Here is a 24,767-nt window from a genome sequence, read left to right as displayed (position 1 = left end):
TTACATATAAATAATCTATCTGGATTTATATGATTGGTGTGATCAGCGGCGATATAATTAAATCGCAAAAAATACCTAAACAACAATACGATGCCATGCTTTATCAGCTAGAGCAAAGTTTACGTGCAAATTGCAATAAAACAACATCTTGGGATATTTACCGTGGGGATGCATTTCAGCTGCAAGTAGAAAAAAGTGAACGGTTAGTTACCACCGCTATTCTTATCTATCTACAGCTCAAATCTGCCGGCTATGAATTGCGCCAAAGCATGGCATTGGGACACATAGATAACCCTGGTACGAGTATAAAAACTGCTACAGGCTCTGCATTTACTCTCTCTGGTCATGAGCTAGATAAAATGACAAACCAACGTTTTACATTTGCTATTGCAAAACAACCAGTTGATGAGAGCTTTAAGCTAAACCTAGCGTTTGTCGATGTATTACTGTGTAAAATAACCCAAAAACAAGCAAATGCTTTGTATGTATATTTAACCCATACTAATAACAACCATGCAGCCTTAGCTAATGAGCTCAACACCAGCCGCGAAAACGTTACTAAGCTGCTTAATCTTGCTAACTATCAACTGATAGAGCGATTTATTTTACACACACAACAATGGCTTAAAAGCATACAGCAAGGGCATGACTAATGGAATTTTCACTATTACTCGTTGCACTGATTATTGGCCACTTACTCGCTGATTTTTATTGGCAACCGATGAGCTGGGTAAACGACAGAAACACCCGGCATTTTAAAGCAAAAAAACTTTACTACCATGTATTGGTTCACGGAGTTACCAGCGCTGTCGTTGTTGCACTTTGGGAATATAGCTTTGGCTGGCAACAACTAAGCAGCGTATTACTGGCCACCAGTATTATTATGATCAGCCACTACTTTATTGATATTGCAAAATCGTATTCAAATAAAGGCGTGGTGCCTTTTTTATTAGACCAAATTGCCCATATCACCGTCCTTGTTGTGATAAGCATTTGGCTCACTGATAATCAGCAATTTACTAACAACTTTATGGCGTTATTGTTCAACGAAAAAGTGCTGTGGGTTATAACTGGTTACCTTATTATTTTAAGTCCCAGTGCGGTATTTATAAGAATGATGTTAGAGCGTTTAACTAATCACTTTTCTAGTGATGGTAGCCTCCCTTTAGCAGGACAAAGTATTGGTATGCTCGAACGAGTACTTATGCTGACATTTATTTTATTAGATCAGTTTGCTGGGCTTGGGTTTTTAATTGCCGCCAAATCCGTGTTTAGATTTGGCGACTTAAGTGCCAGCAAAGATAAACAACTCACGGAATATGTGATGCTAGGCACGTTACTGAGTGTTAGCGTTACGCTGTTTGTTGGCCTAGGCATTAATTACTTACTGATAAATTAAAAACAAAAAAGCGCTAACCTTAAAGCTAGCGCTTTTTTTGCAGCTGCGTTTAACTAAACGCAGTGACAATTAGTCGTTATTTGCTGGACGACGACGGCGCTGACCAGTGCCCCCTACCGATTGGCGTTTTGCCCAAGGGTTTTGTGCATTCTCGTCTGTTTTTGCTGCTGGCTTTTTAGAGCCACCACGACGGGGGCCTGTACCATTGCCACCATTGTTAGGCTTTTTGCTATTAGGTTTGCTGCTATCAGATTTAGGCTTATTAAATGGTTGTTTTTTCTTTGGCTTTTTAGCAGGCAGTGGGCGAGCATCGAGGGCGCGCTCAGCAACAGGGTTAGCCGGTTCAAAGCCTTCTTCTTCAGCACGAGGAATTAACTCGCCAATAAAGCGTTCAATACCGTATAAATCCACTGCATCGTCAACCGTTACAAACGAAATGGCATGCCCTAATGCACCCGCACGACCAGTTCGGCCAATACGGTGAACATAATCTTCATATACATTAGGTAAGTCGTAGTTAACTACGTGTGGAAGCTCAACAATATCTAAACCACGGGCAACAATATCGGTTGCCACTAATACGCGCACTTCACCACTTTTAAAGCCTTCCAATGCTTTAACACGTGCGCCCTGAGATTTATTACCATGGATTGCTGCGCCAACAATATCATCGCGTTCCAGTTGCTTAACTAAACGGTTAGCACCGTGTTTAGTACGGCTAAATACCAGTACTTGTTGCCAATTGTTGCTACGTATTAAATGGCTTAATAAGGCCGTTTTACGCGCTTTATCTACTGCGTACACGCATTGAGTCACGCTTTTAGCAGTCGTGTTTTTGGCAGTGACTGAAATTTCAACCGGATCGTTAATTAACCCTTTGGCCAATGCACGAATGTCGTCAGAAAAGGTTGCTGAGAACATTAAGTTTTGACGTTTTTCAGGCATTTTTGCAATTAAGCGTTTAATGTCGTGGATAAAGCCCATGTCTAACATACGGTCGGCTTCATCTAAAACCAGTACTTCAACGCTATCAAATTTAACCGCGTTTTGATTGTGTAAATCAATTAAGCGCCCAGGTGTGGCCACTAAAATATCAACCCCTTTACGCAGGCGCTGCATTTGTGGGTTAATTTTTACACCACCGTAAACCACAAACGAACTCACATCAGAATGCTTAGCGTATTCTTCAACGTTTTCGCTTACTTGCAACGCAAGCTCTCGGGTTGGCGTTAAAATAAGCGCACGTACATGATTACTTTTTGCTTTAGTGCCCGACGATAAACGCTCAATTAGTGGCAAAGTAAAACCAGCGGTTTTACCGGTACCTGTTTGTGCTGCGGCCATTACATCGCGACGCGCAATAATTGCTGGGATAGCTTGAGCCTGAATAGGCGTTGGCGTTTCATAGCCCTTTTCTAAAACCGCATTAACTAAAGACTGTGATAAACCTAAACCATCAAAACTCATATAAACTCTCTATTTCAAATTAGGCCAAAGTGGCCAGTTGCGCGCATTATACCTTTAGTAGCTCAGAATGCATGCCATTATTTACTTTGTGTCAAATCAATACACACAAATACTAAAAAAGCGGCTAAACAGCCGCTTTTTATTTACCTGAGCATTACATATGCTAAAGGATTATTTTACACCTAGCTCACGTAAACGCTCTTGTAAGTAGCTATCTGCTGTGTAGCGTTCAGATAACACCACATCTGGACGAGGATGCAAAAACAAAGGTAATGAAATACGTGATTTGGTTGTTGCTTTACCTGATGGATTAATTACACGGTGAATCGTTGATGGGAAATAGCCACCTGATGCTTCTTGTAGCATGTCACCAATATTAATAATTAAACTACCAAAATCACATGGCACATCTAACCAACCGCCATCGGTTTTTTGTACTTGTAAACCTGGCTCGTTTGACGCTGGTAATACGGTTAATAAGTTAATATCACCGTGCGCAGCAGCACGAATAGCACCTGGCTCTTCATCACCTGTCATTGGCGGGTAATGTAAAATACGCAACAACGTTTGCTCAGACTGGGCAATCATATCTTTTAAATCGATAGAGAACTTAGCACGGACTTCTTCAGGCGCTTCAGCCTGAACCCAGCTTAATAATGTTGCCGCAAATTCATTAGCTAAACGGTAGTACTCACGCACATCAGCTTCTAATTGAGCAGGAACACGGCCTTTAGGATAAACATGAAAGTACTCTTTAATGTCTTTTACTGTATGGCCTTTAGCAACTTCTGATACCGACGGTGGAAAATAGCCATCTTGCGTTTCTTTTGAAAATAAAAACTCATGCTTCTGCTCTGAGTTAAAAAAGTCTTGCCAATTTTTATAAATAGACTCAACTAAAGATTGCGGAATAGGATGGTTTTTTAATACGCCAAAACCAGTATTTCTCAACGATTCAACAAATTGCGCAGCCGCATCGTCCGCTTTATAATCAACTGTGGGTAATTGCATGGTACATTCCAGTAAGTAGGTTGTTAGAAGCCATTTACCAATTCGCTTGAGTAAAGATCCATTAAATTAACTAAATATTACATGCTAACTACGCAAAAAAATTATATCTACTTGTTCTAGATAAGGTTTTTAAACGACGATAAACAACGACTTAATACATTAAATTAATCACAGGTTTATGCAAACTGGTATTACATTCAAATATAGCTTAACTACTTAATTCAAGTAATAAAGGCTGCATTCTTATGCTGTGCGAGGATAGACAAACCCCTTTGAAATTATAAGGACATATGTCCGCACTCAATTGGCAAGCCCTTTCTAGCTTGATCGAGATCAAAATAATGCCAATATTGAATTTTCATCCCACCGTACCAATCTCTTATTTATCAGCACCACACACTTTATCAATTAGTTAAGGTATTCCCATGCGACAAAAAGTCTCTTTTAAAAGCGGTGAATTAGAACTTGCTGGACAACTTGAACAGCCCTCTGGTGAGGTGAAATTTTATGCCTTATTTGCCCACTGTTTTACCTGCTCTAAAGATGTAGCGGCTGCAACACGAATAAGCCGCGCACTCACTCAGCAAGGCATTGCTGTATTACGCTTTGATTTTACAGGGCTTGGTAATAGCGACGGTGACTTTGCCAACAGTAACTTTTCATCAAACATTCAAGACTTAGCGGCTGCTGCCAATCACTTAAGAACACACTTTAAAGCACCTCAGTTATTAATAGGTCACAGCTTAGGTGGTGCTGCGGTGCTTGCAGCAGCAGAGCATATACCCGAAGTGTCAGCTATTACGACTATAGGCGCGCCATCAGATGCCCAGCATGTTACTCATAACTTTGCTGCTCATTTAGATGAAATAAACCAATCGGGTGAAGCAAAAGTGTGTTTAGCTGGGCGTGAGTTTACGATTAAAAAGCAATTTATAGATGACATCGCCAAATACGATAACAGCCATATAGGCAAGCTTAAGCGTGCTTTGTTGGTTATGCACTCTCCTATTGATGCCACCGTGAATATTAGTGAAGCCGAAAAAATTTACGCCGCTGCCAAGCATCCAAAAAGCTTTATAAGTTTAGATAATGCCGATCACTTACTCAGCAATAAAGAAGACGCTAACTACGCAGCAGATGTCATTGCTACGTGGGCTAATCGCTATGTTAAATACGAGAAAACACCCTATAGTGCAAAATTAACTAACGGCAGTGTATTAGTTGAAGAAAAAGATCATCAATTCACTCAGCACGTGAGTACTAAAAACCATACATGGCTTGCTGATGAGCCTACTGATGTTGGTGGTAAAAACTTAGGCCCAGACCCTTATGATCATTTACTCGCTGGGCTTGGAGCGTGTACTGCAATGACACTTCGCATGTATGCAAGTCGCAAAGAGTTACCGCTAGAGCATATAAAAGTAGAGCTTAACCATACCCGCAATTACAACCAAGATTGTGATGATTGCGAAAAAACCGGCAATCTAGAGGCCATTACCCGCAAAATAACCTTACAAGGAGATTTAACTGACGCTCAGCGAAATCGATTACTCGAAATAGCCGATAAATGCCCTGTGCATAAAACGCTACATAATAGCCCTTTGGTGGTGAGTGAATTAGTGGAGTGACTAAAACAAAGATAGCGCAGCTGTGGCTGCGCTATTTTTAGGATTTTAATTTAAAAGCTGACTGTATCGTTTAATTTTCTAAAAACGCCGCTACCTCTTTACTCATTCTATCCACCAGCCATTTAGGCCCGTCATCGTACATATCGTTATGACGTGATTCTGATATCAACGTTTGTGTAACAGGATAAACCGTTAACTCTTGGTCGGTTAAAAGCACGTTCGCATCGGCTGGGTAATCACTACCTCGAAGTGTGAGCACATGTATGTTTTTATTGCGTGGCAATAACATGCGGCGGTGATCGAGCGTAATTAATTGGCTTACTTCACTTGGGTAAATAGCTGTATACAAGGCTGAGATATCTCCACCATTTGAGTGACCAAATAAAGTGAGTTTTGTAAAATCATACTCAGGGTATTTAACACTTAGCTCATTAACTAAAAATTTGAGGGTTACAACACCCCGGTGCCAATTTTCCATACGGGTAGTCAAATAAGGCTGTGCACCATTAAGCGCAGGGTCGCTTTTAAGCTCATGTGCTACCGCAATGCTTAAATAGCCTAGCGCATTAAATAGCTTACTCGCAAAAGTGTATTTATTGTGGCTAATGCCATACCCCGCATTTACAAATACCACTGGGCATTTTACTTGCGCGCTGCACTTAAGGTGGTTAGTTGGTAGGGTAATATTTACAGGTATAGAGCGATTACGACTATCATCAATGATTGCATCGTCTTGGGCATAACTTGATGATGCAAATAGCGTAGTACTTAAAGTAAGCGCACTTAATATTAAACGCTTTTTTATAATTTTTAACATGCATTTCATTGTATTATCTATATATTTTTAACTAGTATTAATTTTTATTATAAAGGTTAGCGCGCGCCTTTGCTAATTTGTGCGATAATAGCGATTATTGTTTTACTATTATCGCAAAAGAATCCATTCATGAAATCATACAGCAGCATTGAACAGCGCATCGATATTTTACAAAGCAGAATTGAAGCCTACCAAGAAGAAATTAAAGTGTTACAAGCCGAGCCGAAAAGTAACAACGAACGCATTATTTTTAAGTTTATTGAAACCGGCAGTACAGGTAAAACCAAAGACTTTGTGAGAGAGCTTGGGATTAAATCACCGCGTGATAGCTTATATTCATCTGGTGATGTAACTAAACTGATTAAAGATGGCGCGGATGATATTTCGCCTGAGCTACTGAGCATAGCCCGTGCACTTGCTAGCGCGCGCAACAAAAATGGCCCTGCTTGCTAATAGTAAATATAATAACGTATTAGCCGTAAGCTCTTGCGGCTAAACTGCAATTGTATTTCATCGATAATAATTGCAGTTAAATTTGCAGTTACTACAGCTTATTGTGCTGATTGGTCTTCGTAACCGAAGCAACAGTAATACATGCAGATGTGTGTGAACTGCTTGCAATTAAAGCTGCCAATCAATACCTGCCTTACTTAACTTCCACACCAAGCACCGTGCTATAAACCTTTGAGTGCTAGTTTTGCCATACTGGTCAAGGTGTTTATCATTAGAGTTAAAGTACTCCTTATAAACTTGTAAGTTAATTCAATGGCCTTAAAGGGTAATCCACAAAATGAGAGAATGTGCCCCAAAATACCTCTTACATCTTCGGCGTTACCTTTTGATATATCAATACTGTCTGCTAACACTTTTGCAATTTTATCGTAAACCGTAAGGGTATTTGAAATATCAGCTTGTATCGCATGTAATCTGCCTGACGCATGTAAATGAGTTATAATTGCTTCGCCAATTGTTCTTGCCCAACGAGTTGTGGGCCTAGCCTGCAAGCGCTTATCATAATCAAGTTTTACTTGTCGTCTTAATCTAGATTCCTTCCCTTTATTGATTGCAGCATAGCTCTTAAAGCAACTAGCAGTATGTAAATACCCTGGTGTTTCTTCCGTCATACTGTGAGCTTTTGGTGTTATCGTCGGTGCACCATGCAATATGTATTCATCCTCGGTATGCACAAAAGGCCATACAGGCACTAGCGGAACTGGGTCACCTGCATGGACACAACGATAGATACCATTATCGGTCGCATAAACGGTTTTTAGTGCAAAGCTTGGATACCCCACTCTAGGTGCACCAAAGGTATATAGTTTTACATTAGCGTTAAAGTGTTTCTTTAACCAGTTCGTAGCTAGATTAGCTAACGCACCTCCTAAGCTATGACCAACAACATGAATATTTAGACCTGTTTTTGATTGCGAAGCGGCTAATTTGAAGTAATCTTCAAGCTGCTGCTTTAATGAATTAAAAGTGTTATTAAATCCAGCATGAACAGGTTGCCCATTAGCGCATGTATTCACACCACAGTGTAAATCAGTAATAACATCACGCTTCTTTTCCGTCCCTCTTAAGGCTATTACAAAGTCACCTTCAAATGGCCCTCGTTTGCCTTTTGCTATACAGCCGAAAGGAGTTGTATGTTTAAATATTCTTTCTAAAACACTGCCACTAATTGCTTGCAAATTATCACTTTCAAAAGAAAACCCTACTGCCAACCTACTATGGTAGAGACTTTTTTGAGTTCCGCCGTTACGGTTTACATCATAAGCTACCGAAGCAAACAATGCTGCTAACTCCGGTGTTAATACATTCATATTTGTACTCATTCCAATATCCTTATTATAAAATTCCGCTTATCATCCGTTCAAAATCGGCTTCAAGATCTATTAAAACAAAATCGTCGTCCCATCGACAGATACTTTTTGCACAGTACGAATTCTGACACGATGTACCTTTAAAAGAAAAAAAAACTTCCTCATTAATAATGTCGCCATTCAACGAGTTCAACTTATCGACATACTCTTGAATAACAGAAATTCCACTAGGGTTACTTGACCATAATATAAAGTTGTCGCCACCGTATTGAGCTGTGATTTCCTGCCATCTTATTTTCTCTGCTATTAGCAAAGCAGGCTGACTGGATCTCAAGCTCATTTCTGGCATTTCAAATTCGCCATTGCTATCTGTAAAACACTCATCTTTTGTGTATTTACCATCAGAATAACTAAGTGTTCTTAATATTCTTACATTGGCAAGAGGCGCACCATTATTAACTAAACGGCCTTTCACTTCGGGACATAAATGTACTTTGTGAGTACCAATATGATTATTGATCTTTCTTAATATTTCAGAAAATGACATCAGCAAACCTTAAAGTTACCGTTAGCTGACAAAGTAGGAAATATTCCATATTTATATTGCCAACATCCATGTAAAAAAAGCAATATAACAAAAAAATGTAAAATTGCAAATTAGCTAAAATAACAGCTACTCTTGCATCTTTCTTTTGATCACATATCCTGTTAGATCTTGCATAAATTAAGCAATTACTATTGCTCCACTCTCCTATCTAGCACCTTTATAATAAGCCTAATATTATAAAGGTGCTTTAATAGTTATTTTTTAGTTTCGCCTTTGATCAAAGCAGCTCCCCGATTCAAGTTAATATATTTTTTTGTTCTTGGTTTAGTAACATGAGTAATAAACTTGAACTGATAACTTCCTGAAAATTTTCTTTTTAACAGCATGTGCTAACACCATTATGTTAATAAAAGATGATTGTCTTAAAAGAGAATATTTCTTCATCAGAAATATCGCTAAAGCGCTTTGCATTTGCTGTAAAGTTTAAAAATGGCTGATCGAAATAATGACTACCTTTAAATAGCTCACTCATAAATATAAAGCACCTAAATTGGGTTATGCCAAACAAAAAACCCCTTAGGTATTCAGCCTAAGGGGTTTTAATCTAACTAAACACTATGGTTTCATTCTGCGCTTGGTAATTCTTTCTCAACTACACTAATAGCAAGCTCTGTCAGCGAATCGCTGTTTGCTTTGCTAGGCGCATCGGTTAATAAACACGATGCTTGTGTGGTTTTAGGGAAAGCAATAACGTCACGAATGTTATCAGTACCACATAACAACATAACTAAACGGTCTAAACCGAACGCTAAACCTGCATGCGGCGGTGTGCCGTATTTAAGTGCATCAAGTAAGAAACCAAATTTATCTTGTTGCTCTTGCGCTTCAATACCTAAAATTCTAAATGCCGCTTCTTGCATATCTGCATTGTGAATACGTACCGAGCCACCGCCCACTTCGTAGCCGTTTAATACCATATCGTAAGCATCTGAAATAGCCGCTGCTGGGTTTGCTTCAAGCTCACTGGCACTAATATCTTTTGGTGCAGTAAATGGATGGTGTACAGCGTGTAATGTGCCTTCGTCATCTTCTTCAAACATTGGGAAGTCAACAACCCAAAGTGGTGCCCAGCTATCTAAATTAGTGATTTCTAAATCAATACCAATTTTTAAACGAAGTGCGCCCATGGCTTCATTTACGGTGTTGCGTTTATCCGCACCAAATAAAATGATATCGCCTGTTTGTGCATTAGTACGTTCAAGTAACTGCGTGATCACATCTTCATTTAAGAATTTAGCGATTGGCGATTGAACGCCCTCAACGCCTGCATCGCGGTCATTTACTTTCATCCATGCTAAACCTTTAGCACCGTAAATACCGATAAACTTAGTGTAGTCATCTAGTTGCTTACGAGAAAGTGATGCACCACCTGGTACCGTTAGTACTGCAACACGGCCTTTTTCATCATTTGCTGGACCCGAGAATACTTTAAACTCTACGTCTTTTACTAAATCGGCTACATCAATAAGCTTCATTGGGTTACGTAAGTCTGGCTTATCAGAACCATATAGGCTCATTGCCTCAGAGTAAGGCATAATTGGGAAATCACCTAAATCAACATTTAGTAATGACTGCCACATTTCGCTGATCATTTTCTCTGTCATACCACGTACTTGATCAGAGCTCATGAACGAGGTTTCTAAATCTATTTGAGTAAATTCAGGTTGACGGTCAGCACGTAAGTCTTCGTCACGGAAACATTTAACAATTTGGTAGTAACGGTCAAAACCCGACATCATCAACAATTGCTTAAATAACTGTGGCGACTGCGGTAATGCGTAAAAGCTACCTTTGTGTACACGACTTGGTACTAGGTAATCACGCGCACCTTCTGGCGTTGCTTTAGTTAGTACTGGCGTTTCGATATCTAAAAAGCCATTTTCATCTAAAAAGCGACGTACAAAGCTGCTTGCCTTAGCACGTAATTTAATACGGTCGCTCATTTCTAAACGACGTAAATCTAAGTAACGATATTTTAAACGACGCTCTTCTGAGTTCACTTGGTTAAAATCAAGTGGCATAGGCTCAGAGCGGTTAATAATCGTTAAACCCGTGCCTAAAATTTCTACTTCACCGGTAGCCATGTCTTTATTTACTTGGCTGTCTGGGCGAGCGCGTACAATCCCTTTTAACTGAACACAAAATTCTTGACGAAGTTTGTTAGCTGTTTCCATTAATCCTTCAACTTCCGGATCGAATACAACTTGTACTAAACCTTCTCTATCGCGTAAATCGACAAAGATAAGTCCACCAAGGTCACGTCGTTTGTTGATCCAGCCACATAGTTCAACTTCCTGATCTACGTGAGTTTTATTTAGCTGTCCGCAGTATATAGAGCGCATAGTTTTCCTGTCAGATAAAAGGCATATAGCGGTTAAACACTGTTGTTTTAAAAGTTTTTATAAACACCAAAATGAAAATAAAGCCGCTATCAATTCAAAATAATCAAATTAAGCCCTGCATTATACCCAAGTAGGTTGAAGATGCTAGGGCGTGTTTACCTTTCGGGGTGGAATTTACAGCGCACTGTTTTGTTATTTGTTACACTACCGGCACTTTATATCAAGGCTTTTGTTTGTATGCTATATATTGGATGCCCGCAGTGGTCGAGCAGCGCATGGAAAGGAAATTTATTTTCACGCCAGTGTAAAAATGCCGATATGCTTAGCGAATATGCGCAGCATTTTAATTCGGTAGAAGGTAATACTAGCTTTTACGCCGATCCCTCGCCTGACACTGTATTACGATGGGCTGCCAGTGTACCTGATGAGTTTAAATTTACCTTTAAATTTCATCGGCGCTTTAGTCACGAACTCCAACTTACTAACGTGCAACATGAGCTAACTAATTGGCTTAATTTATTCGGCCCTCTATTTGAAAAAACAGGGCAAATAATGCTGCAATTACCTAAAGCGTTTGCGCCACAACATTTAGCTAAGCTTGCCGCTTTTATAGATTTACTTCCTAAAGAGCTAAACTATGGGGTTGAGATACGCCACCCTGATTTTTTTAAAAAAGGTGAGGCCGAAATCGCACTTAATCAGCTTTTAATGGCAAATAATATAAACCGTATTGCTATGGATACTCGGGCGCTCTTTGCAGTAAAGCCAACCACCGAAGCGCTAATAGACGCACAACAGAAAAAGCCCCACTTACCAGTGCACGCTATTGCTACGGGCTCGCAGCCTATGGCACGTTTTGTTATTGCTGATTTAGAAAACGATTATAAGACCTTTTATCAGCCTTGGCTTAGCAAAGTAACCCAGTGGCTTAATGAGGGCAAAAGCCCCTATGTGTTTTTTCATACCGCTGATAACCGCGAAGCGCCGCTGCTGGCTCGCCAGTTTTGCCAAGATTTAGGGTATAATCACAACGTACTCAATCCATTTAGTGGCGAAAAAGAAGCCCAGCAGCAAGCACTTTTTTAAAAATAAATTCAAAATACAGAGACAATAATGAGTGAATACGCACGTTACTTTACCGGCTACCCTGCCAATATCGTTGAGCAAGTATTAAGCCTAATAAAAGCAGGAAAGGTAAGTGAGTATTTACTTAAAAAGTACCCGCAGGCGCATCGTATTACCAGTGATAAGTTACTGTATAGCTACGCCACTGAGCTTAAAAAGCAGTATTTAAAAAACGCCCCGCCATTTGGACGCGCTGCGTTTAAAAAACAAGGTGATATGGTTACCAATGCGCTCGGTACCCATACGTACCGTATGCAAGGTAAAACCCGCAAGCACGATTTAGCAATAAACAGCGATTTACTGCGCGCGCCAGAGCCATTGTTAAAAGCATTAGTGGTGCACGAACTCGCACATTTTAAAGAAAAAGACCACAATAAAGGCTTTTATAAACTGTGCTGCCATATGGAGCCACAGTACCATCAGCTAGAGTTGGATTTACGCATTTTTTGTGTGGCCATTGCGATGGGTGAGAATCCGTATAATTGAGCGGTCAGCGGTCAGCGGTCAGCGGTCAGCGGTCAGCGGTCAGCGGTCAGCGGTCAGCCAAAATAATGACACACGAGTTCACAATGAAAGCCCTCGTTAACAAAAAACGCGATATAAATCGCGTTTTTATTATTGTCACTTTCTAATCTGACAGCTAAGAGCTTAAAAGCGTGTTAGGTTTCGTTTCACTTAACCCAGCCTACGTAAAAACGTTAAAGCCCTAATTCGGCCATAAAGTCGTCATCGCTATCATCTTGTTTTGGCTGTTTCGCTTTTTCTTTATCCGCTTTTTGCTTGGCTTCATTTTCGATAATATCGTCTGGGTCTATCGCTTCTACAATGTCAAAGTCGTGAAGTTTAATAAACTCTGTTTTATCCATCGCTAATTCTAAATAGAAGATATTTTGATTGCGAGTCGTAAACGTTACGCGACGTGCTTGCGGACGATCCATAGTGGTATCAACCGATATTTGCACTTGTTTATTAATAGCCATCATTTTTGGCTGATTTTGGGTAATAGAGGTATGAAGTTGTTCACGCACTTTCGACGTGAAGTCGCCCACTATTTGGTTCATCAACTCACCCATCACGTTTGAAACGTCATCAGATAAGTGGCTGTGTGCGATTTCGTCTTCTGGCATACCCATGTTACGCATATAATCGCCGTAAATTTCCATGGCCGCTTGCGCTGTAAAGTTGGTGACAACTAAGCCGGTAAAGCCCCCGTCAAATAAAACAAAACAGCCTATGTCTGGCCGCATACAAGTACGCGTTATTTTTTGTACCATGGCTGAATAGCTGATCTCGTTGCCGCTGGCTGATGAAAGTACACCCGTTACTGAGTGGCATAATGTTGCTAATATATCGTCGGTACTAATAACCTTACTTTTGCTCATTTAATAATCTCTTTTATACTTATTCTTCATAATTCTAGTCAAGCTACTGAATTTATCACTGACTATCCAGCATAAAATGTTAAAATAGCACTATTATTTTCAAAGAGACTGCCTTCGTGAGTATAAAAGACAGTATTTATGCCTCTGAGCAACAAGTAAAAGACTTTAGTTTTGATCAAAACGTGGTTGAAGTATTTCCCGACATGATCCAACGCTCGGTACCCGGTTATGCCACTATTGTAAGTACTATGGGAAAATTAGCGGGTGAGTATGCTCAGCCTAATTCTAACCTGTACGACTTGGGCTGCTCATTAGGGGCAGTAACCTTAAGTATGCGTCGTAATATTAAAACCGATAGCTGCCAAATTATCGCCGTAGATAACTCACAAGCCATGGTGGAGCGTTGTAAGGTTCATTTACAAGGATTTAGATCGGACGTTCCTGTAACGGTTACCTTAGGTGATATTAACGAGCTTGATATACAAAACGCGTCGGTAGTGGCAATGAACTTTACCCTGCAATTTATACCACCTGCGCAGCGCAAAGCGGTACTTGAAAAAATATACGCTAATTTAAAGCCCGGTGGCGTTTTGTTATTAAGTGAAAAAATTAAAGCCGAAAACGAGCAGTGCGATAACTTACTGATTGACTTGCACCACGACTTTAAACGCCATAATGGCTACTCTGAGCTTGAAATAAGCCAAAAGCGTACTGCCATTGAAAACGTAATGCGCCCCGATACACTTAGTACACATACACAACGTTTAAGCGACATTGGTTTTAGCCAAACGCAAGTGTGGTATCAATGTTTTAATTTTTGCTCAATGGTAGCAATTAAATAATTTAGAGAGTGACACATGTCTGCATGGTTTAACCAATTTTACGCTGCGATTGCACAAAGCCCACTTAGTCACTGGCTAGAAACCTTGCCTGCGCAATTAAAGCATTGGCAACAAGAGGCAAGTCATGGCGATTTGCCACAATGGCAAAAAGTGCTGAAAAACTTACCTGAGATATCGACAAACCAAGTTGATATTGTCAGCAAAGTAGCAATAGGTGCGCCTGGCGAAATGTCTGAAGGCGAGCAAAAACAAACCACGCATTTATTAAAACGGATGATGCCTTGGCGTAAAGGCCCGTTTAACGTTCACGGTATTGAAATAAATACCGAATGGCGCAGCGACTGGAAATGGGATCGACTCCTGCCGCATATTGAGCCATTAAAAGGCCGTACTGTATTAGATATTGGTTGTGGCTCGGGGTATCACCTATGGCGTATGCGCGGTGAAGGTGCTCAATTTGTGGTGGGTATTGATCCATCTGACTTATTTTTGTGCCAGTTTCAGGCAATTAAACACTTTAACCCAGATGAAAACGTGCATTTGTTACCATTAGGTGTAGAAGCCCTGCCAGAGCTCAAAGCGTTTGATACGGTATTTTCAATGGGGGTGCTTTATCATCGTCGTTCCCCTATCGACTTTTTAGCGCAATTAAAAGCACAGCTTCGCCCAAGCGGAGAACTCGTGCTTGAAACATTAGTTATTGAAGGCGATGAAAACACCGTATTAGTACCGACCGACCGCTACGCGAAAATGCGTAATGTATGGTTTATTCCAAGCACTGCGGCATTAAAACTGTGGATGGAACGAGTTGGCTTTAAAGACGTGCAAATTAAAGATTGTGCTATTACAACGCTCGACGAGCAACGTAAAACTGACTGGATGGAAAACGAATCTTTAGTTGACTTTTTAGACCCCGCTGACACCAGTAAAACCATTGAAGGCTACCCTGCTCCACTTAGAGCAATACTCACAGCTAAAGCCTAATTGCGATATTAAGGTTTATTTTATTATTAAAAAAGCGCCGCTGGGCGCTTTTTTGTTTACTAATACAGCAACTAGCGGACAAGTGTCCTTGTCTTTAAAATCAAATCCAGATTTCAACTAGCCGCGCCCTTGCAATTGTTGTAAAATACGCGCGTTTCTAAGTAAGCATCAAAACAACTATTTTGAGGAAAACCTGTGAGCGAACAAAAACAGTCTCTAAGCTATAAAGACGCGGGCGTAGATATCGACGCTGGTAATGCACTTGTTGAGCGTATTAAAGGCGTAGTTAAAAAAACTCGTCGTCCTGAAGTGATGGGCGGAATTGGTGGTTTTGGCGCACTTTGCGAAATTCCTGAAGGTTATAAGCAACCCGTACTTGTAGCAGGCACTGACGGTGTTGGCACTAAGTTACGCTTAGCAATTGACCTTAAAAAGCACGATACTGTAGGTATCGACTTAGTTGCGATGTGTGTAAATGATTTAATAGTACAAGGCGCTGAACCCCTGTTTTTTCTAGATTACTATGCAACGGGTAAACTAGATGTAGACACAGCAGCCGACGTAGTAACCGGTATTGGTAAAGGTTGTGAAATTTCAGGTTGTGCCCTAATTGGTGGGGAAACAGCTGAAATGCCAGGTATGTATGATGGTGAAGACTACGACATGGCAGGCTTTTGTACCGGTGTGGTAGAAAAATCAAAAATTATTGATGGCACTAAAGTAGCTGCAGGCGATCAACTTATTGCCCTTGCTTCTAGCGGTCCTCACTCAAATGGTTTCTCTTTAATTCGTAAAGTTTTAGAAGTCTCTAACGCTGATACTAATCAAGTGATTGATGGCAAAACCTTAGGTGAGCACCTTTTAGAACCAACACGTATTTACGTTAAACCATTACTTGAGTTGTTCAAGCAAGTAGACGTGCATGCCCTTTCGCATATTACTGGTGGCGGTTTTTGGGAAAATATCCCACGCGTATTACCTGAATCTGCTAAAGCGGTTGTTAAAGGTGATAGCTGGCAGTGGCCAAGTGTGTTTAGCTGGTTGCAAGAAAACGGCAACATTACAACACACGAAATGTACCGCACATTTAACTGTGGTGTAGGCATGGTGTTAGTTGTACCTGCGGATGAGCTTGAAAATAGCTTAAATATCTTAAAAGATCTTGGCGAGAACGCATGGCACCTTGGTGAAATCCAAGATGCCGTTGCTGGCGAAGAGCAAGTTGAAATTGTAGGTGGTGCTGCGTAATGGCACCCACTCGTCTAGTAGTTTTGATCTCAGGCAGTGGCTCAAATTTACAAGCCATTATAGACGCCTGTGAAAGCGGCGAGATAAACGCCCATATAGCGGCTGTTATTAGTAACAAAGCTGACGCTTATGGGTTAGAGCGTGCAAAAAATGCAGGTATTGCCACACACGTGCTGAGTCATAAAGAGTTTGACTCACGCGAAGCGTACGATGCCCAGTTAATGCATATAATTGACTCTTTTGAACCAAATCTAGTTGTATTAGCTGGGTTTATGCGTATTCTAACTCCTAACTTAGTGCAAAAATATGTTGGAAAAATGTTGAACATTCATCCATCTTTGTTGCCTAAGTACCAGGGGCTGAATACCCACCAAAGAGCAATTGATGCAAAAGACGACGTTCACGGCGTTAGTGTTCACTTTGTAACTGAAGAATTAGACGGCGGACCGGTTATTCTTCAAGCCAAAGTGCCTGTATTAGCAGACGATACAGCAGACACGCTCGCTAAGCGTGTGCATGCGCAAGAGCACATAATTTATCCTTTGGTGGTCAAGTGGTTCAGTGAACAACGACTTACGATGGAAGCAGATTATGCAGTTCTTGACGAAAAACAACTTCCTGCACACGGCGCGCACTACCCAAAATAAAAAATTAAGTGCCTGGCTATTATGTGCGGGCACTTTATTACTTCCTACCAGCCTGATTGCAGGTGAGTTAACCCAGTATCAAGCCAGCTACGATATTTTGCGCAAAGGCGCAAATCATGGTACAGCCGAGCGGACGCTTAAAAAACTCGATAATAATAACTACCAAGTCACTTACCATAGCGATATTGAATGGATGATTTTCTCTGACTCACGTCAAGAGTCATCAACTTTTAGCTTTGCTAACGATAAAGTAGAGCCTATTCAGTACTCTATGATCCGCACGGGGACTGGGCCTGACAAAAAGTATGAAATTAACTTTGATCGTCAAACACAAACTGTCACCAGTAACACCAGCGACTACCCGTTAAAATGCCAATGGCATGATAACTTCCAAGATGGTATTTCTTATCAAGTGCAAGTTCGAGAAGGACTTAAAAAAGGAAAAACTAGTTTCTCGTTTCCACTGGTTGATAAAAAAGGTAATTGCCGTGACTACGACTTTGAAGTGGTAGAAACCGAAATGATTTCCTTACCGATTGGTAACGTAGAAGCCATTAAAGTAAAACGTTTATACGACAATGACAAACGCCAAGCCTTAGCATGGTTTGCCCCAGAAATGGATTATATGCTAGTGCGCATGTGGAAAGGTGAAAAAGGTGTGGAACAGTTTGAAGTGCAGATGAAATCGTTTACCGTGATCAATCCACCGGCTTTACCTGCACAAGTTAAGAACGAAATAACCCCCTAATAAATTACTTACAAGATGCAATACGAAAAGCCCAAGTGTGATAACCATAACTTGGGCTTTTCATTTTAATACTTAGATTTGAAACTTTAAGTTGGGTTTCGTTTTACTCTACCAACCTACATTAATTCACCCATTTTAAATAACGCAAACTCTCCTGGCTGCATTTTTTGCCAGCGTTCATCGTTGGTTAGCGGCCTTGTTGCTATAACCGTTACCACATCGTTTGGTGTGGTTTCTTGTTGAAAGTCGACCACCATATCGGCATCAATAAGTGTTGCTTTACCAAACGGTGCACGGCGCGTTATGTAATGTAAATTATTAGTACAATACGCTAAAACAAATACACCATCGGTCAATAACATATTAAACACGCCTTTTTCACGTAGCGTATGCGAAAGCTTAGCCGCATATCTAAAAACCGACGCCATATTACTTGGTCGCTGCGGGTACTTTTCACGAATTTTGTCAAGCAACCAGCAAAATGCCAACTCGCTATCGGTATTACCCACAGGTCGATAATATTCAGGTTTTAAATCATGATAATTTGAAAGCTGCCCGTTATGAGCATAAGTTATTTCACGCCCCCACAACTCACGAGTAAACGGATGGGTGTTTTCAAGACACACTCGCCCGCGGTTGCCTTGACGAATATGACTTATCACCGATACGCTTTTAATCGGATAAGCTTTAACTAATTTAGCTATTTCTGACTGGTAACTTGGCTCGGGATCTTTAAAGGTTCTACAACCTTTGCCTTCATAAAAAGTAATGCCCCAGCCATCTTTATGCGGCCCTGTATTGCCACCGCGCTCCAACAACCCTGAAAAACTAAAACAAATATCCGTTGGCACATTGGCTGACATGCCAAGTAATTCACACATAAAATAAATAAACCTTTAAATTCAATAAATTAAACCAAAATAAACAATTAAATTTGGCACTCGGTCACAGTTTTGGTTTCACTTTGGATTTTGTGTGTGCATATCATTTATTTTTATTTCTTTAATGGGTTATTGTCAAACACCTGAAGAGCGTTAGCAAGTGGATACAAATTTATATTACTAATTATATCTAAGACTATTGACTCGAATATTTCTTAGCTAATGTTTTTCTATTATTATTTGTTTCTGGCTTTCCGTATCTATTTTCACAAATCCACCAATAGGGAAGCATATATGGGGTGTTGTATGTCCAAAGTTTAGATTATAAAGCACGGGGATTGACGCTAACTCTTGCTTAGATTGTATAATTTTTCTGAGTAAGACCTCAGATACTTCTGACTTTAATTGAAATTTTCCAATGACTATTCCTTTGACTCTATCGAAATGTTTTTGATGAATTAACGATTGAAGATCTCTGTCAAAGTTTGAAGGGGATGTTAACTCATCATCTTCAATAAATAATACAGAATCTGTTAAATCAGGCATAAATTCAGTTCCTTGAAGCAAATTTAAAGTACAAAGGTTCCCCCCAACTATTTTTCCTTCTGCTTTGCCATGGTTTAAAACTTTTATACCATTGTCTTTATAAAAGTTTCTTTTTTCCTGATCTATAAACCATAAGTCATCACTCCACTGTGCTGGGTTTATAACTTCATAAGGAGCACTTGAGAATAAACACTTTTTAATATAATTTATCGAAAAGTCAATCCCCTTAAGCATTCCCAAAGTTGAGTATGCAGGCCCTGAGTAAGTTACTAGTCCGGTTTTATGAAATAATGCATTTGATAAAGCTGTAGTATCAGAGTAACCACAAATAATTTTTGGATTTTTTTTAACAATCGTATAATCAATATACTTTAGTAATTGGTTTACATTATCGCCCCCGATAACAGTAAAGATAGCTTTTACTTTTTTATCTAAGAATGCTTCATGTAAATCTTCAATTCTTTCTTCTATGGATGAAGACGAAAAATCATCTATTAATTCACAGTTTTTTGAAAATGATAATTTGAGGCCAAGCTCTTCAAACCTTTTATTTGCTATTTCTCGCGTCTCTTTATCAATAATTGATAAACTTCTTGAAGGCGCAATTATTCTAACCTCATCATTCATTTTTAACTTATTAGGTATTATCAATTTGCCTCCTACCCAATACCTCTAATTAACTATTCAATATTATCTAGTATGCTATGTATCATTTCTCGATTCCTAGTTGCTTAACAGCTTATTGAACTCCACTTTGGTTGTTTATAACACATCAAAACGGCGGTAAATGGTTTCGTGAACGATATCAATTAATATCGTTCTATTTTTAATAAGCGTACACTGATCACCATAAGTATATTTACTTAATTAAACTTATATTACTACTAGATTAATTGATTTTTTTAATGCTTATATTTTTTATGATAAGCCAAAATAAACCATTACAGCCAAACTGTTCGTATAACATACAACGCATTGTAATAATCGTACCGATAACTACACTTTAATCTAAGTAATGTACTTGAAACTTAGCGTTACTAGCGCTACTCTAAACGAGGTGGTCTGACCTCTATTAAGGAATTAGCAATGACACTCATATTTACACTCGGTTTAATCGCACTGCTCAGCATTGCGCTTTACCACAGAGCGAGTTGGAACACAGCACTTGGTGTTTCTGCCGCAACATTATTAATTGGTACCTTTGCTGGTGCTTTTGGTTTAATTAGCTGGGTGATCTTTTTAATCATCGCAGTGCCTCTTTCTGTTACTGGCATTCGTCAGCAATATATTATCAAGCCTATTTTCAAGGTCTTCAAAAAAGTTACACCGAGCATGTCTGACACCGAAAAGTCAGCTATTGATGCCGGTACAACTTGGTGGGAAGCTGATTTATTTTGTGGTAACCCAGATTGGAAAAAGCTTCACCAGTATCCAGTTCCAAAACTTACTATTGAAGAGCAGGCATTTATCGACGGCCCTGTTGAAGTTGTATGTAGTATGCTGGACGATTGGGAAGCTACGCATGAGCTAACTGATTTACCTCAGGATGTATGGCAATATCTGAAAGATAACAAATTCTTTGCCATGATCATTAAAAAGGAATACGGCGGCTTAGAATTCTCTGCATTTGCACAATCGTGTGTACTGCAAAAACTAACCAGTAAATCAACATTGCTTTCGTCAATTGTTGGTGTACCTAACTCGTTAGGCCCGGGTGAGTTATTACAGCACTACGGTACTGAAGATCAAAAAAATTATTACTTACCGCGTTTAGCAAGCGGTCAAGAAATTCCATGTTTTGCTCTTACTTCGCCAGAGGCAGGTTCTGATGCAAGCTCAATTCCAGACTATGGTGTAGTATGTAAAGGGCAATGGAATGGCGAAGAAGTAGTCGGTGTAAGCCTTACATGGAACAAGCGTTATATTACACTTGCACCTGTAGCTACGGTTCTTGGTCTAGCATTTAAATTACAAGATCCAGATGGATTATTAAGTGACGTTAAAGAGCCTGGTATTACCTGTGCACTTATCCCAACAGATACCCCAGGGGTAGAAATTGGTCGTCGTCACTTCCCGCTTAATGTGCCGTTCCAAAATGGCCCTACTCGCGGTAAAGATATTTTTGTACCACTTGATTACATTATTGGTGGCCCAGAAATGGCTGGTCAAGGCTGGCGTATGCTGGTTGAGTGTTTATCGGTTGGTCGTGCAATTACATTGCCGTCAAATTCAGCCGGTGGCATTAAAATGATTGCTGTAGCAACCGGTGCTTATAGCCGTATTCGTCGTCAATTCCGCTTGCCAATTGGTAAAATGGAAGGGGTTGAAGAGTCAATGGCGAAACTTGCCGGTTATGCTTACAGCTCAGACGCTGCAGTAAGTATGTCTACCGGTGCTGTTGATTTAGGCGAAAAACCATCTGTGATTTCGGCTATTATTAAATACCACCTTACCGAGCAAATGCGCGATGCCACCATTCATGCAATGGACGTGCTAGGCGGTAAAGGGATCATGCTTGGGCCAAATAACTATTTAGGTCGTGGCTATCAAGGTGCACCTATTGCCATTACCGTTGAAGGTGCAAACATCTTGACCCGTAATATGATTATTTATGGTCAAGGTGCTATTCGTTGTCATCCATTTGTACTTACCGAGCTAGGTGCGTGTGAAATTGAAGACCGCGAAGAAGCGCTTAACGTATTTGATAAAGCGCTAATGGGCCACATTGGCTTTACCATGTCTAACCTAGTGCGCACTAAGTGGCTTGCACTTACTGGCGCTCGCTTTACTAGCGTACCGTACAAAGACGAAACGGCAGAGTTTTATCGTATAGCTTCACGCTTTAGTGCATCACTTGCACTTATGTCTGATATTAGTATGGCAGTATTTGGTGGTTCACTTAAACGTAAAGAACGTATTTCAGCACGCTTAGGTGACTTATTAAGCTACCTTTATTTAGTGTCTGCAACGCTTAAACGTTATAACGACGAAGGCCGTAAAAAAGAAGATTTTGCACTGGTTCAGTGGAGCTGTCAGGATCACCTTTACCACTGTCAACGTGCGCTTGCTGATTTAATCAACAATATGCCATCTGCACCACTTCGTGGCGTATTAAAAGTATTGTTATTCCCGTTTGGTCGCCCGGTTCGTAAACCTACTGACAAACTTGAGCATAAACTAGCGCAATTACTGCAAGTCCCTAGCGAAACGCGTAATCGTTTAGCAAGTTATGTATACCTTACAAACGAGCCGCTTAACCTTGTAGGTCGTCAAGAGCAAACGCTTAAAGATGTGCTAGAGGTAGAGCCTTTATTTGAACGCGTATGTAAAGAGAAAGGCGTTAAATTGCCATTCTTCCAACTTGATAAAGTGGCGCAAATGGGCTTAGAAGCCGGCATTTTAAGCCAAGCTGAAGCTGATAAGTTAGCAGCTGTTGAACAAGCTCGCTTAGACGTTATTAACGTTGACGACTTTGACCCTGCAGATTTACTTGCCGGCAAAGCAGCGCGTAATAGCAAAGCTAAATCTAAAAAGGCAGATGCCGCTTAACTAGTTTAGTAAAGCTAGCAGCAACCCTGCTAAAATTAGCCAAACCAGCGCATAATGCGCTGGTTTTTTTTGTGCAAGGTAAACCTGTAATACACACCACATATTTCCAATGACAAATAATACAATATGAGTGTAACCAAAAATAACGCTATAACTTATTGTGGCTAATAAAAACAGCAATATGCTAGGTAAAAACTGGCTAATATAAAAGGCGCGTTCTTGCTCGCATGTTTTAAAAAATAATCGATACTGCTCATACACCCTACCGCAATCAAATTGCAATGAACTACTAAAGAGTACAATAAAAGCCATGGCTAATATCACAAGTATAGGTACTAAATCAGCACGTTCGTTTATTAGCGCAGCTGATGCCATGAATACACATAAAAGTAACGACACGCGCCAAACAAGTGTCCAACAATGGTTTAATAAATAACAAAACCAAAAGCCCAATAATGAACTTACTGCAATACGCCCGTTAACATTAACCACGGGGACAAAAAGGCTCAGCGCAAACAATAAAGCAAAGCCCATATGATAAGTGAGCGGCTGCATATGAATAGGAACCAGCACTAATATCGTGCTAAACAAAAAGCCATATACCAGTGCGCTGGTTTTGTATAAACACAAAACGCCCAAGCTAAACTGCAGCAACATAAATACAATAAAATGCGGTACTTTAACCCATTGTGATAGCGTTAAATCTAGCGCAATTAATACACTGGCTATAAGCCATGCATTACTGAGCGTTAATAGTTTAATATCGACTAAATATAACCAAACTGATCGTGCAATAGTTTGCTGAAATAACCGCTGCTTACTATTTTTAATTGCTGACTTCATTGCGCTGAGCATCACACTTTGTAGTAACAAATAAAATAAAGCCATTTGTGCACCGTATTGGGGTGCTGCGCTGCTGTCTATAATTTTTCCAAGGCCTAAAAAAAGTAGCAATATCAAACCCAACACTGACGAGCCTAACACCACTAAAAATAACAACCCAAAGCTTTTTAGTTGTAACAATAATTGCGTGAGTTCAGTTTTGTAAGCCTGATAACGATAATCCATAAAAGAGCGATATTGCCCGATTGATTGTTTTAAATTTGCAATCATAACGGTATACACTCAAAGCCACGCTCAATAAATGGCGCTGGTTCATGGCAGGTGATGACTATTTGCCCATTTGGCTTATCTATTAGATATTCATCAAGCAGTACTAATAAATACTGAATACTGGCTTGATCAAGTGCTGCGCTGGGTTCGTCTAGAAGTAAATAAGGTGCATCACGCATAAGCGCTAAAATTAACTGGCATTTCTTTTGATTACCTGACGACAGCGCATCAAAACGAGTATTTAAAAATTCATTGAAATTAAACCCATCTATTATTGTCGTTGGTCAATCACAACCCAGCGTATTCACGGACAAGTTAATAATTTGCTTTGCCGTAAGAAAGTCAGGTAAAGCAATACAGTCTGAGGCTATAGCAACTTGTTTATGCGGTTCGGTTAATGCTTTTTTAGAAAATAAAATCTGCCCACTTTGGCGCGTTTCGAGCTCTGCCAACATCATCAACAACGTTGTTTTACCTTGGCCATTAGGCGCTTCAATGCATATTTTAGGTGCACAAAACTGCACACTATAACCACTGTACAATACGTTTTCAGCAAACTGTTTATGTAACCCAATGACTTCTATCATAAATACTCCCTGATTTTGAAA

At 40.0% G+C, this 24,767-nt stretch carries 23 protein-coding genes and 1 pseudogene; 12 read left to right on the top strand and 12 right to left on the bottom strand.

The window, feature by feature from the left end; all coding sequences use genetic code 11:
• Nucleotides 1-29: 29 nt before the first annotated feature.
• Together ND6B_RS05090 and ND6B_RS05095 are read left to right on the top strand one after the other, a co-directional pair.
• Nucleotides 30-653 carry a hypothetical protein gene (locus ND6B_RS05090; protein ID WP_033103901.1) on the top strand — a complete coding sequence of 208 codons (624 nt, stop codon included), beginning with the start codon at nucleotides 30-32 and terminating at the stop codon, nucleotides 651-653.
• A complete protein-coding gene (locus tag ND6B_RS05095) occupies nucleotides 653-1,399 on the top strand; it encodes a DUF3307 domain-containing protein (RefSeq protein ID WP_028835330.1) in 747 nt (248 codons plus the stop codon). The genes ND6B_RS05090 and ND6B_RS05095 overlap by 1 nt, the downstream gene beginning before the upstream one ends.
• Nucleotides 1,400-1,468: 69 nt before the next feature.
• On the opposite strand, the gene ND6B_RS05100 is transcribed toward ND6B_RS05095, so the two are convergent.
• Nucleotides 1,469-2,866 carry a DEAD/DEAH box helicase gene (locus ND6B_RS05100; protein ID WP_033103900.1) on the bottom strand — a complete coding sequence of 466 codons (1,398 nt, stop codon included), beginning with the start codon at nucleotides 2,864-2,866 and terminating at the stop codon, nucleotides 1,469-1,471.
• A gap of 171 nt (nucleotides 2,867-3,037) precedes the next feature.
• On the bottom strand, nucleotides 3,038-3,877 hold the full coding sequence (locus ND6B_RS05105) for an isopenicillin N synthase family dioxygenase (RefSeq protein ID WP_013464577.1): 840 nt from the start codon (nucleotides 3,875-3,877) through the stop codon (nucleotides 3,038-3,040).
• A gap of 425 nt (nucleotides 3,878-4,302) precedes the next feature.
• Between ND6B_RS05105 and ND6B_RS05110 the strand changes: the two genes are divergently transcribed.
• Nucleotides 4,303-5,505 (top strand): bifunctional alpha/beta hydrolase/OsmC family protein, encoded by a 1,203-nt coding sequence (locus ND6B_RS05110; RefSeq protein ID WP_033103899.1) that lies wholly within the window; start codon nucleotides 4,303-4,305, stop codon nucleotides 5,503-5,505.
• Between the two features lie 70 nt (nucleotides 5,506-5,575).
• Here ND6B_RS05110 and ND6B_RS05115 read toward each other — a convergent pair whose 3' ends face one another.
• Entirely contained in the window at nucleotides 5,576-6,322 is a 747-nt protein-coding gene (locus tag ND6B_RS05115; protein ID WP_033103924.1) for a hypothetical protein, read from the bottom strand.
• Between the two features lie 129 nt (nucleotides 6,323-6,451).
• Between ND6B_RS05115 and ND6B_RS05120 the strand changes: the two genes are divergently transcribed.
• Nucleotides 6,452-6,775: a hypothetical protein gene (locus tag ND6B_RS05120; protein WP_008111621.1), complete on the top strand. Its 324-nt coding sequence runs from the start codon at nucleotides 6,452-6,454 to the stop codon at nucleotides 6,773-6,775.
• Between the two features lie 221 nt (nucleotides 6,776-6,996).
• On the opposite strand, the gene ND6B_RS05125 is transcribed toward ND6B_RS05120, so the two are convergent.
• From ND6B_RS05125 to aspS, 4 genes are all read right to left on the bottom strand, one after another.
• Nucleotides 6,997-8,157 carry a lipase family protein gene (locus tag ND6B_RS05125; protein ID WP_235420529.1) on the bottom strand — a complete coding sequence of 387 codons (1,161 nt, stop codon included), beginning with the start codon at nucleotides 8,155-8,157 and terminating at the stop codon, nucleotides 6,997-6,999.
• A 13-nt stretch (nucleotides 8,158-8,170) separates the two neighbouring features.
• Nucleotides 8,171-8,692 (bottom strand): DUF6795 domain-containing protein, encoded by a 522-nt coding sequence (locus tag ND6B_RS05130; RefSeq protein ID WP_024601630.1) that lies wholly within the window; start codon nucleotides 8,690-8,692, stop codon nucleotides 8,171-8,173.
• 403 nt (nucleotides 8,693-9,095) lie between these two features.
• Nucleotides 9,096-9,224, bottom strand: coding sequence for a hypothetical protein (locus ND6B_RS20510; RefSeq protein ID WP_268746949.1), 129 nt, complete (start codon nucleotides 9,222-9,224; stop codon nucleotides 9,096-9,098).
• Nucleotides 9,225-9,315: 91 nt separating this feature from the next.
• Entirely contained in the window at nucleotides 9,316-11,094 is a 1,779-nt protein-coding gene (gene aspS / locus ND6B_RS05135) for an aspartate--tRNA ligase (protein ID WP_016899478.1), read from the bottom strand.
• A 237-nt stretch (nucleotides 11,095-11,331) separates the two neighbouring features.
• Between aspS and ND6B_RS05140 the strand changes: the two genes are divergently transcribed.
• Both ND6B_RS05140 and ND6B_RS05145 read left to right on the top strand, forming a co-directional pair.
• Nucleotides 11,332-12,180: a DUF72 domain-containing protein gene (locus ND6B_RS05140; protein ID WP_029609926.1), complete on the top strand. Its 849-nt coding sequence runs from the start codon at nucleotides 11,332-11,334 to the stop codon at nucleotides 12,178-12,180.
• 27 nt (nucleotides 12,181-12,207) lie between these two features.
• Nucleotides 12,208-12,705, top strand: coding sequence for a M48 metallopeptidase family protein (locus ND6B_RS05145; RefSeq protein WP_016899476.1), 498 nt, complete (start codon nucleotides 12,208-12,210; stop codon nucleotides 12,703-12,705).
• A gap of 212 nt (nucleotides 12,706-12,917) precedes the next feature.
• Here ND6B_RS05145 and ND6B_RS05150 read toward each other — a convergent pair whose 3' ends face one another.
• The gene (locus ND6B_RS05150; RefSeq protein WP_008111638.1) at nucleotides 12,918-13,601 is read right to left on the bottom strand and encodes a DUF3334 family protein; all 684 of its coding nucleotides are present in this window, start codon (nucleotides 13,599-13,601) and stop codon (nucleotides 12,918-12,920) included.
• A 116-nt stretch (nucleotides 13,602-13,717) separates the two neighbouring features.
• Between ND6B_RS05150 and cmoA the strand changes: the two genes are divergently transcribed.
• From cmoA to ND6B_RS05175, 5 genes are all read left to right on the top strand, one after another.
• On the top strand, nucleotides 13,718-14,443 hold the full coding sequence (cmoA, locus tag ND6B_RS05155) for a carboxy-S-adenosyl-L-methionine synthase CmoA (protein WP_016899475.1): 726 nt from the start codon (nucleotides 13,718-13,720) through the stop codon (nucleotides 14,441-14,443).
• Nucleotides 14,444-14,458: 15 nt separating this feature from the next.
• A complete protein-coding gene (gene cmoB, locus ND6B_RS05160; protein WP_016899474.1) occupies nucleotides 14,459-15,427 on the top strand; it encodes a tRNA 5-methoxyuridine(34)/uridine 5-oxyacetic acid(34) synthase CmoB in 969 nt (322 codons plus the stop codon).
• 195 nt (nucleotides 15,428-15,622) lie between these two features.
• Nucleotides 15,623-16,675, top strand: coding sequence for a phosphoribosylformylglycinamidine cyclo-ligase (purM, locus tag ND6B_RS05165; RefSeq protein WP_016899473.1), 1,053 nt, complete (start codon nucleotides 15,623-15,625; stop codon nucleotides 16,673-16,675).
• Nucleotides 16,675-17,322 carry a phosphoribosylglycinamide formyltransferase gene (purN, locus tag ND6B_RS05170; RefSeq protein WP_016899472.1) on the top strand — a complete coding sequence of 216 codons (648 nt, stop codon included), beginning with the start codon at nucleotides 16,675-16,677 and terminating at the stop codon, nucleotides 17,320-17,322. Before purM ends, purN begins: the two co-directional genes overlap by 1 nt.
• The gene (locus tag ND6B_RS05175) at nucleotides 17,276-18,070 is read left to right on the top strand and encodes a DUF3108 domain-containing protein (protein WP_020476935.1); all 795 of its coding nucleotides are present in this window, start codon (nucleotides 17,276-17,278) and stop codon (nucleotides 18,068-18,070) included. The genes purN and ND6B_RS05175 overlap by 47 nt, the downstream gene beginning before the upstream one ends.
• Before the next feature lie 116 nt (nucleotides 18,071-18,186).
• On the opposite strand, the gene ND6B_RS05180 is transcribed toward ND6B_RS05175, so the two are convergent.
• The gene (locus tag ND6B_RS05180; protein ID WP_013464565.1) at nucleotides 18,187-18,951 is read right to left on the bottom strand and encodes a class II glutamine amidotransferase; all 765 of its coding nucleotides are present in this window, start codon (nucleotides 18,949-18,951) and stop codon (nucleotides 18,187-18,189) included.
• 219 nt (nucleotides 18,952-19,170) lie between these two features.
• Entirely contained in the window at nucleotides 19,171-20,148 is a 978-nt protein-coding gene (locus ND6B_RS05185; protein ID WP_200882091.1) for a S66 family peptidase, read from the bottom strand.
• Nucleotides 20,149-20,583: 435 nt separating this feature from the next.
• Between ND6B_RS05185 and fadE the strand changes: the two genes are divergently transcribed.
• The gene (gene fadE / locus ND6B_RS05190) at nucleotides 20,584-23,046 is read left to right on the top strand and encodes an acyl-CoA dehydrogenase FadE (protein WP_033103898.1); all 2,463 of its coding nucleotides are present in this window, start codon (nucleotides 20,584-20,586) and stop codon (nucleotides 23,044-23,046) included.
• On the opposite strand, the gene ND6B_RS05195 is transcribed toward fadE, so the two are convergent.
• A complete protein-coding gene (locus ND6B_RS05195; RefSeq protein WP_033103897.1) occupies nucleotides 23,047-24,159 on the bottom strand; it encodes a DUF6136 family protein in 1,113 nt (370 codons plus the stop codon).
• Nucleotides 24,156-24,746 (bottom strand): annotated as a pseudogene (locus ND6B_RS20540) (ABC transporter ATP-binding protein). The gene ND6B_RS05195 and the pseudogene ND6B_RS20540 overlap by 4 nt, the downstream one beginning before the upstream one ends.
• Nucleotides 24,747-24,767 lie beyond the last annotated feature (21 nt).

Origin of the sequence: Pseudoalteromonas sp. ND6B, from assembly GCF_000764215.1 — a bacterium.
Taxonomy (GTDB): Bacteria; Pseudomonadota; Gammaproteobacteria; order Enterobacterales; family Alteromonadaceae; genus Pseudoalteromonas; species Pseudoalteromonas tetraodonis.
Note: the sequence above shows the minus strand (reverse complement) of the source record. Positions and strands in the feature narration are given on the sequence as shown.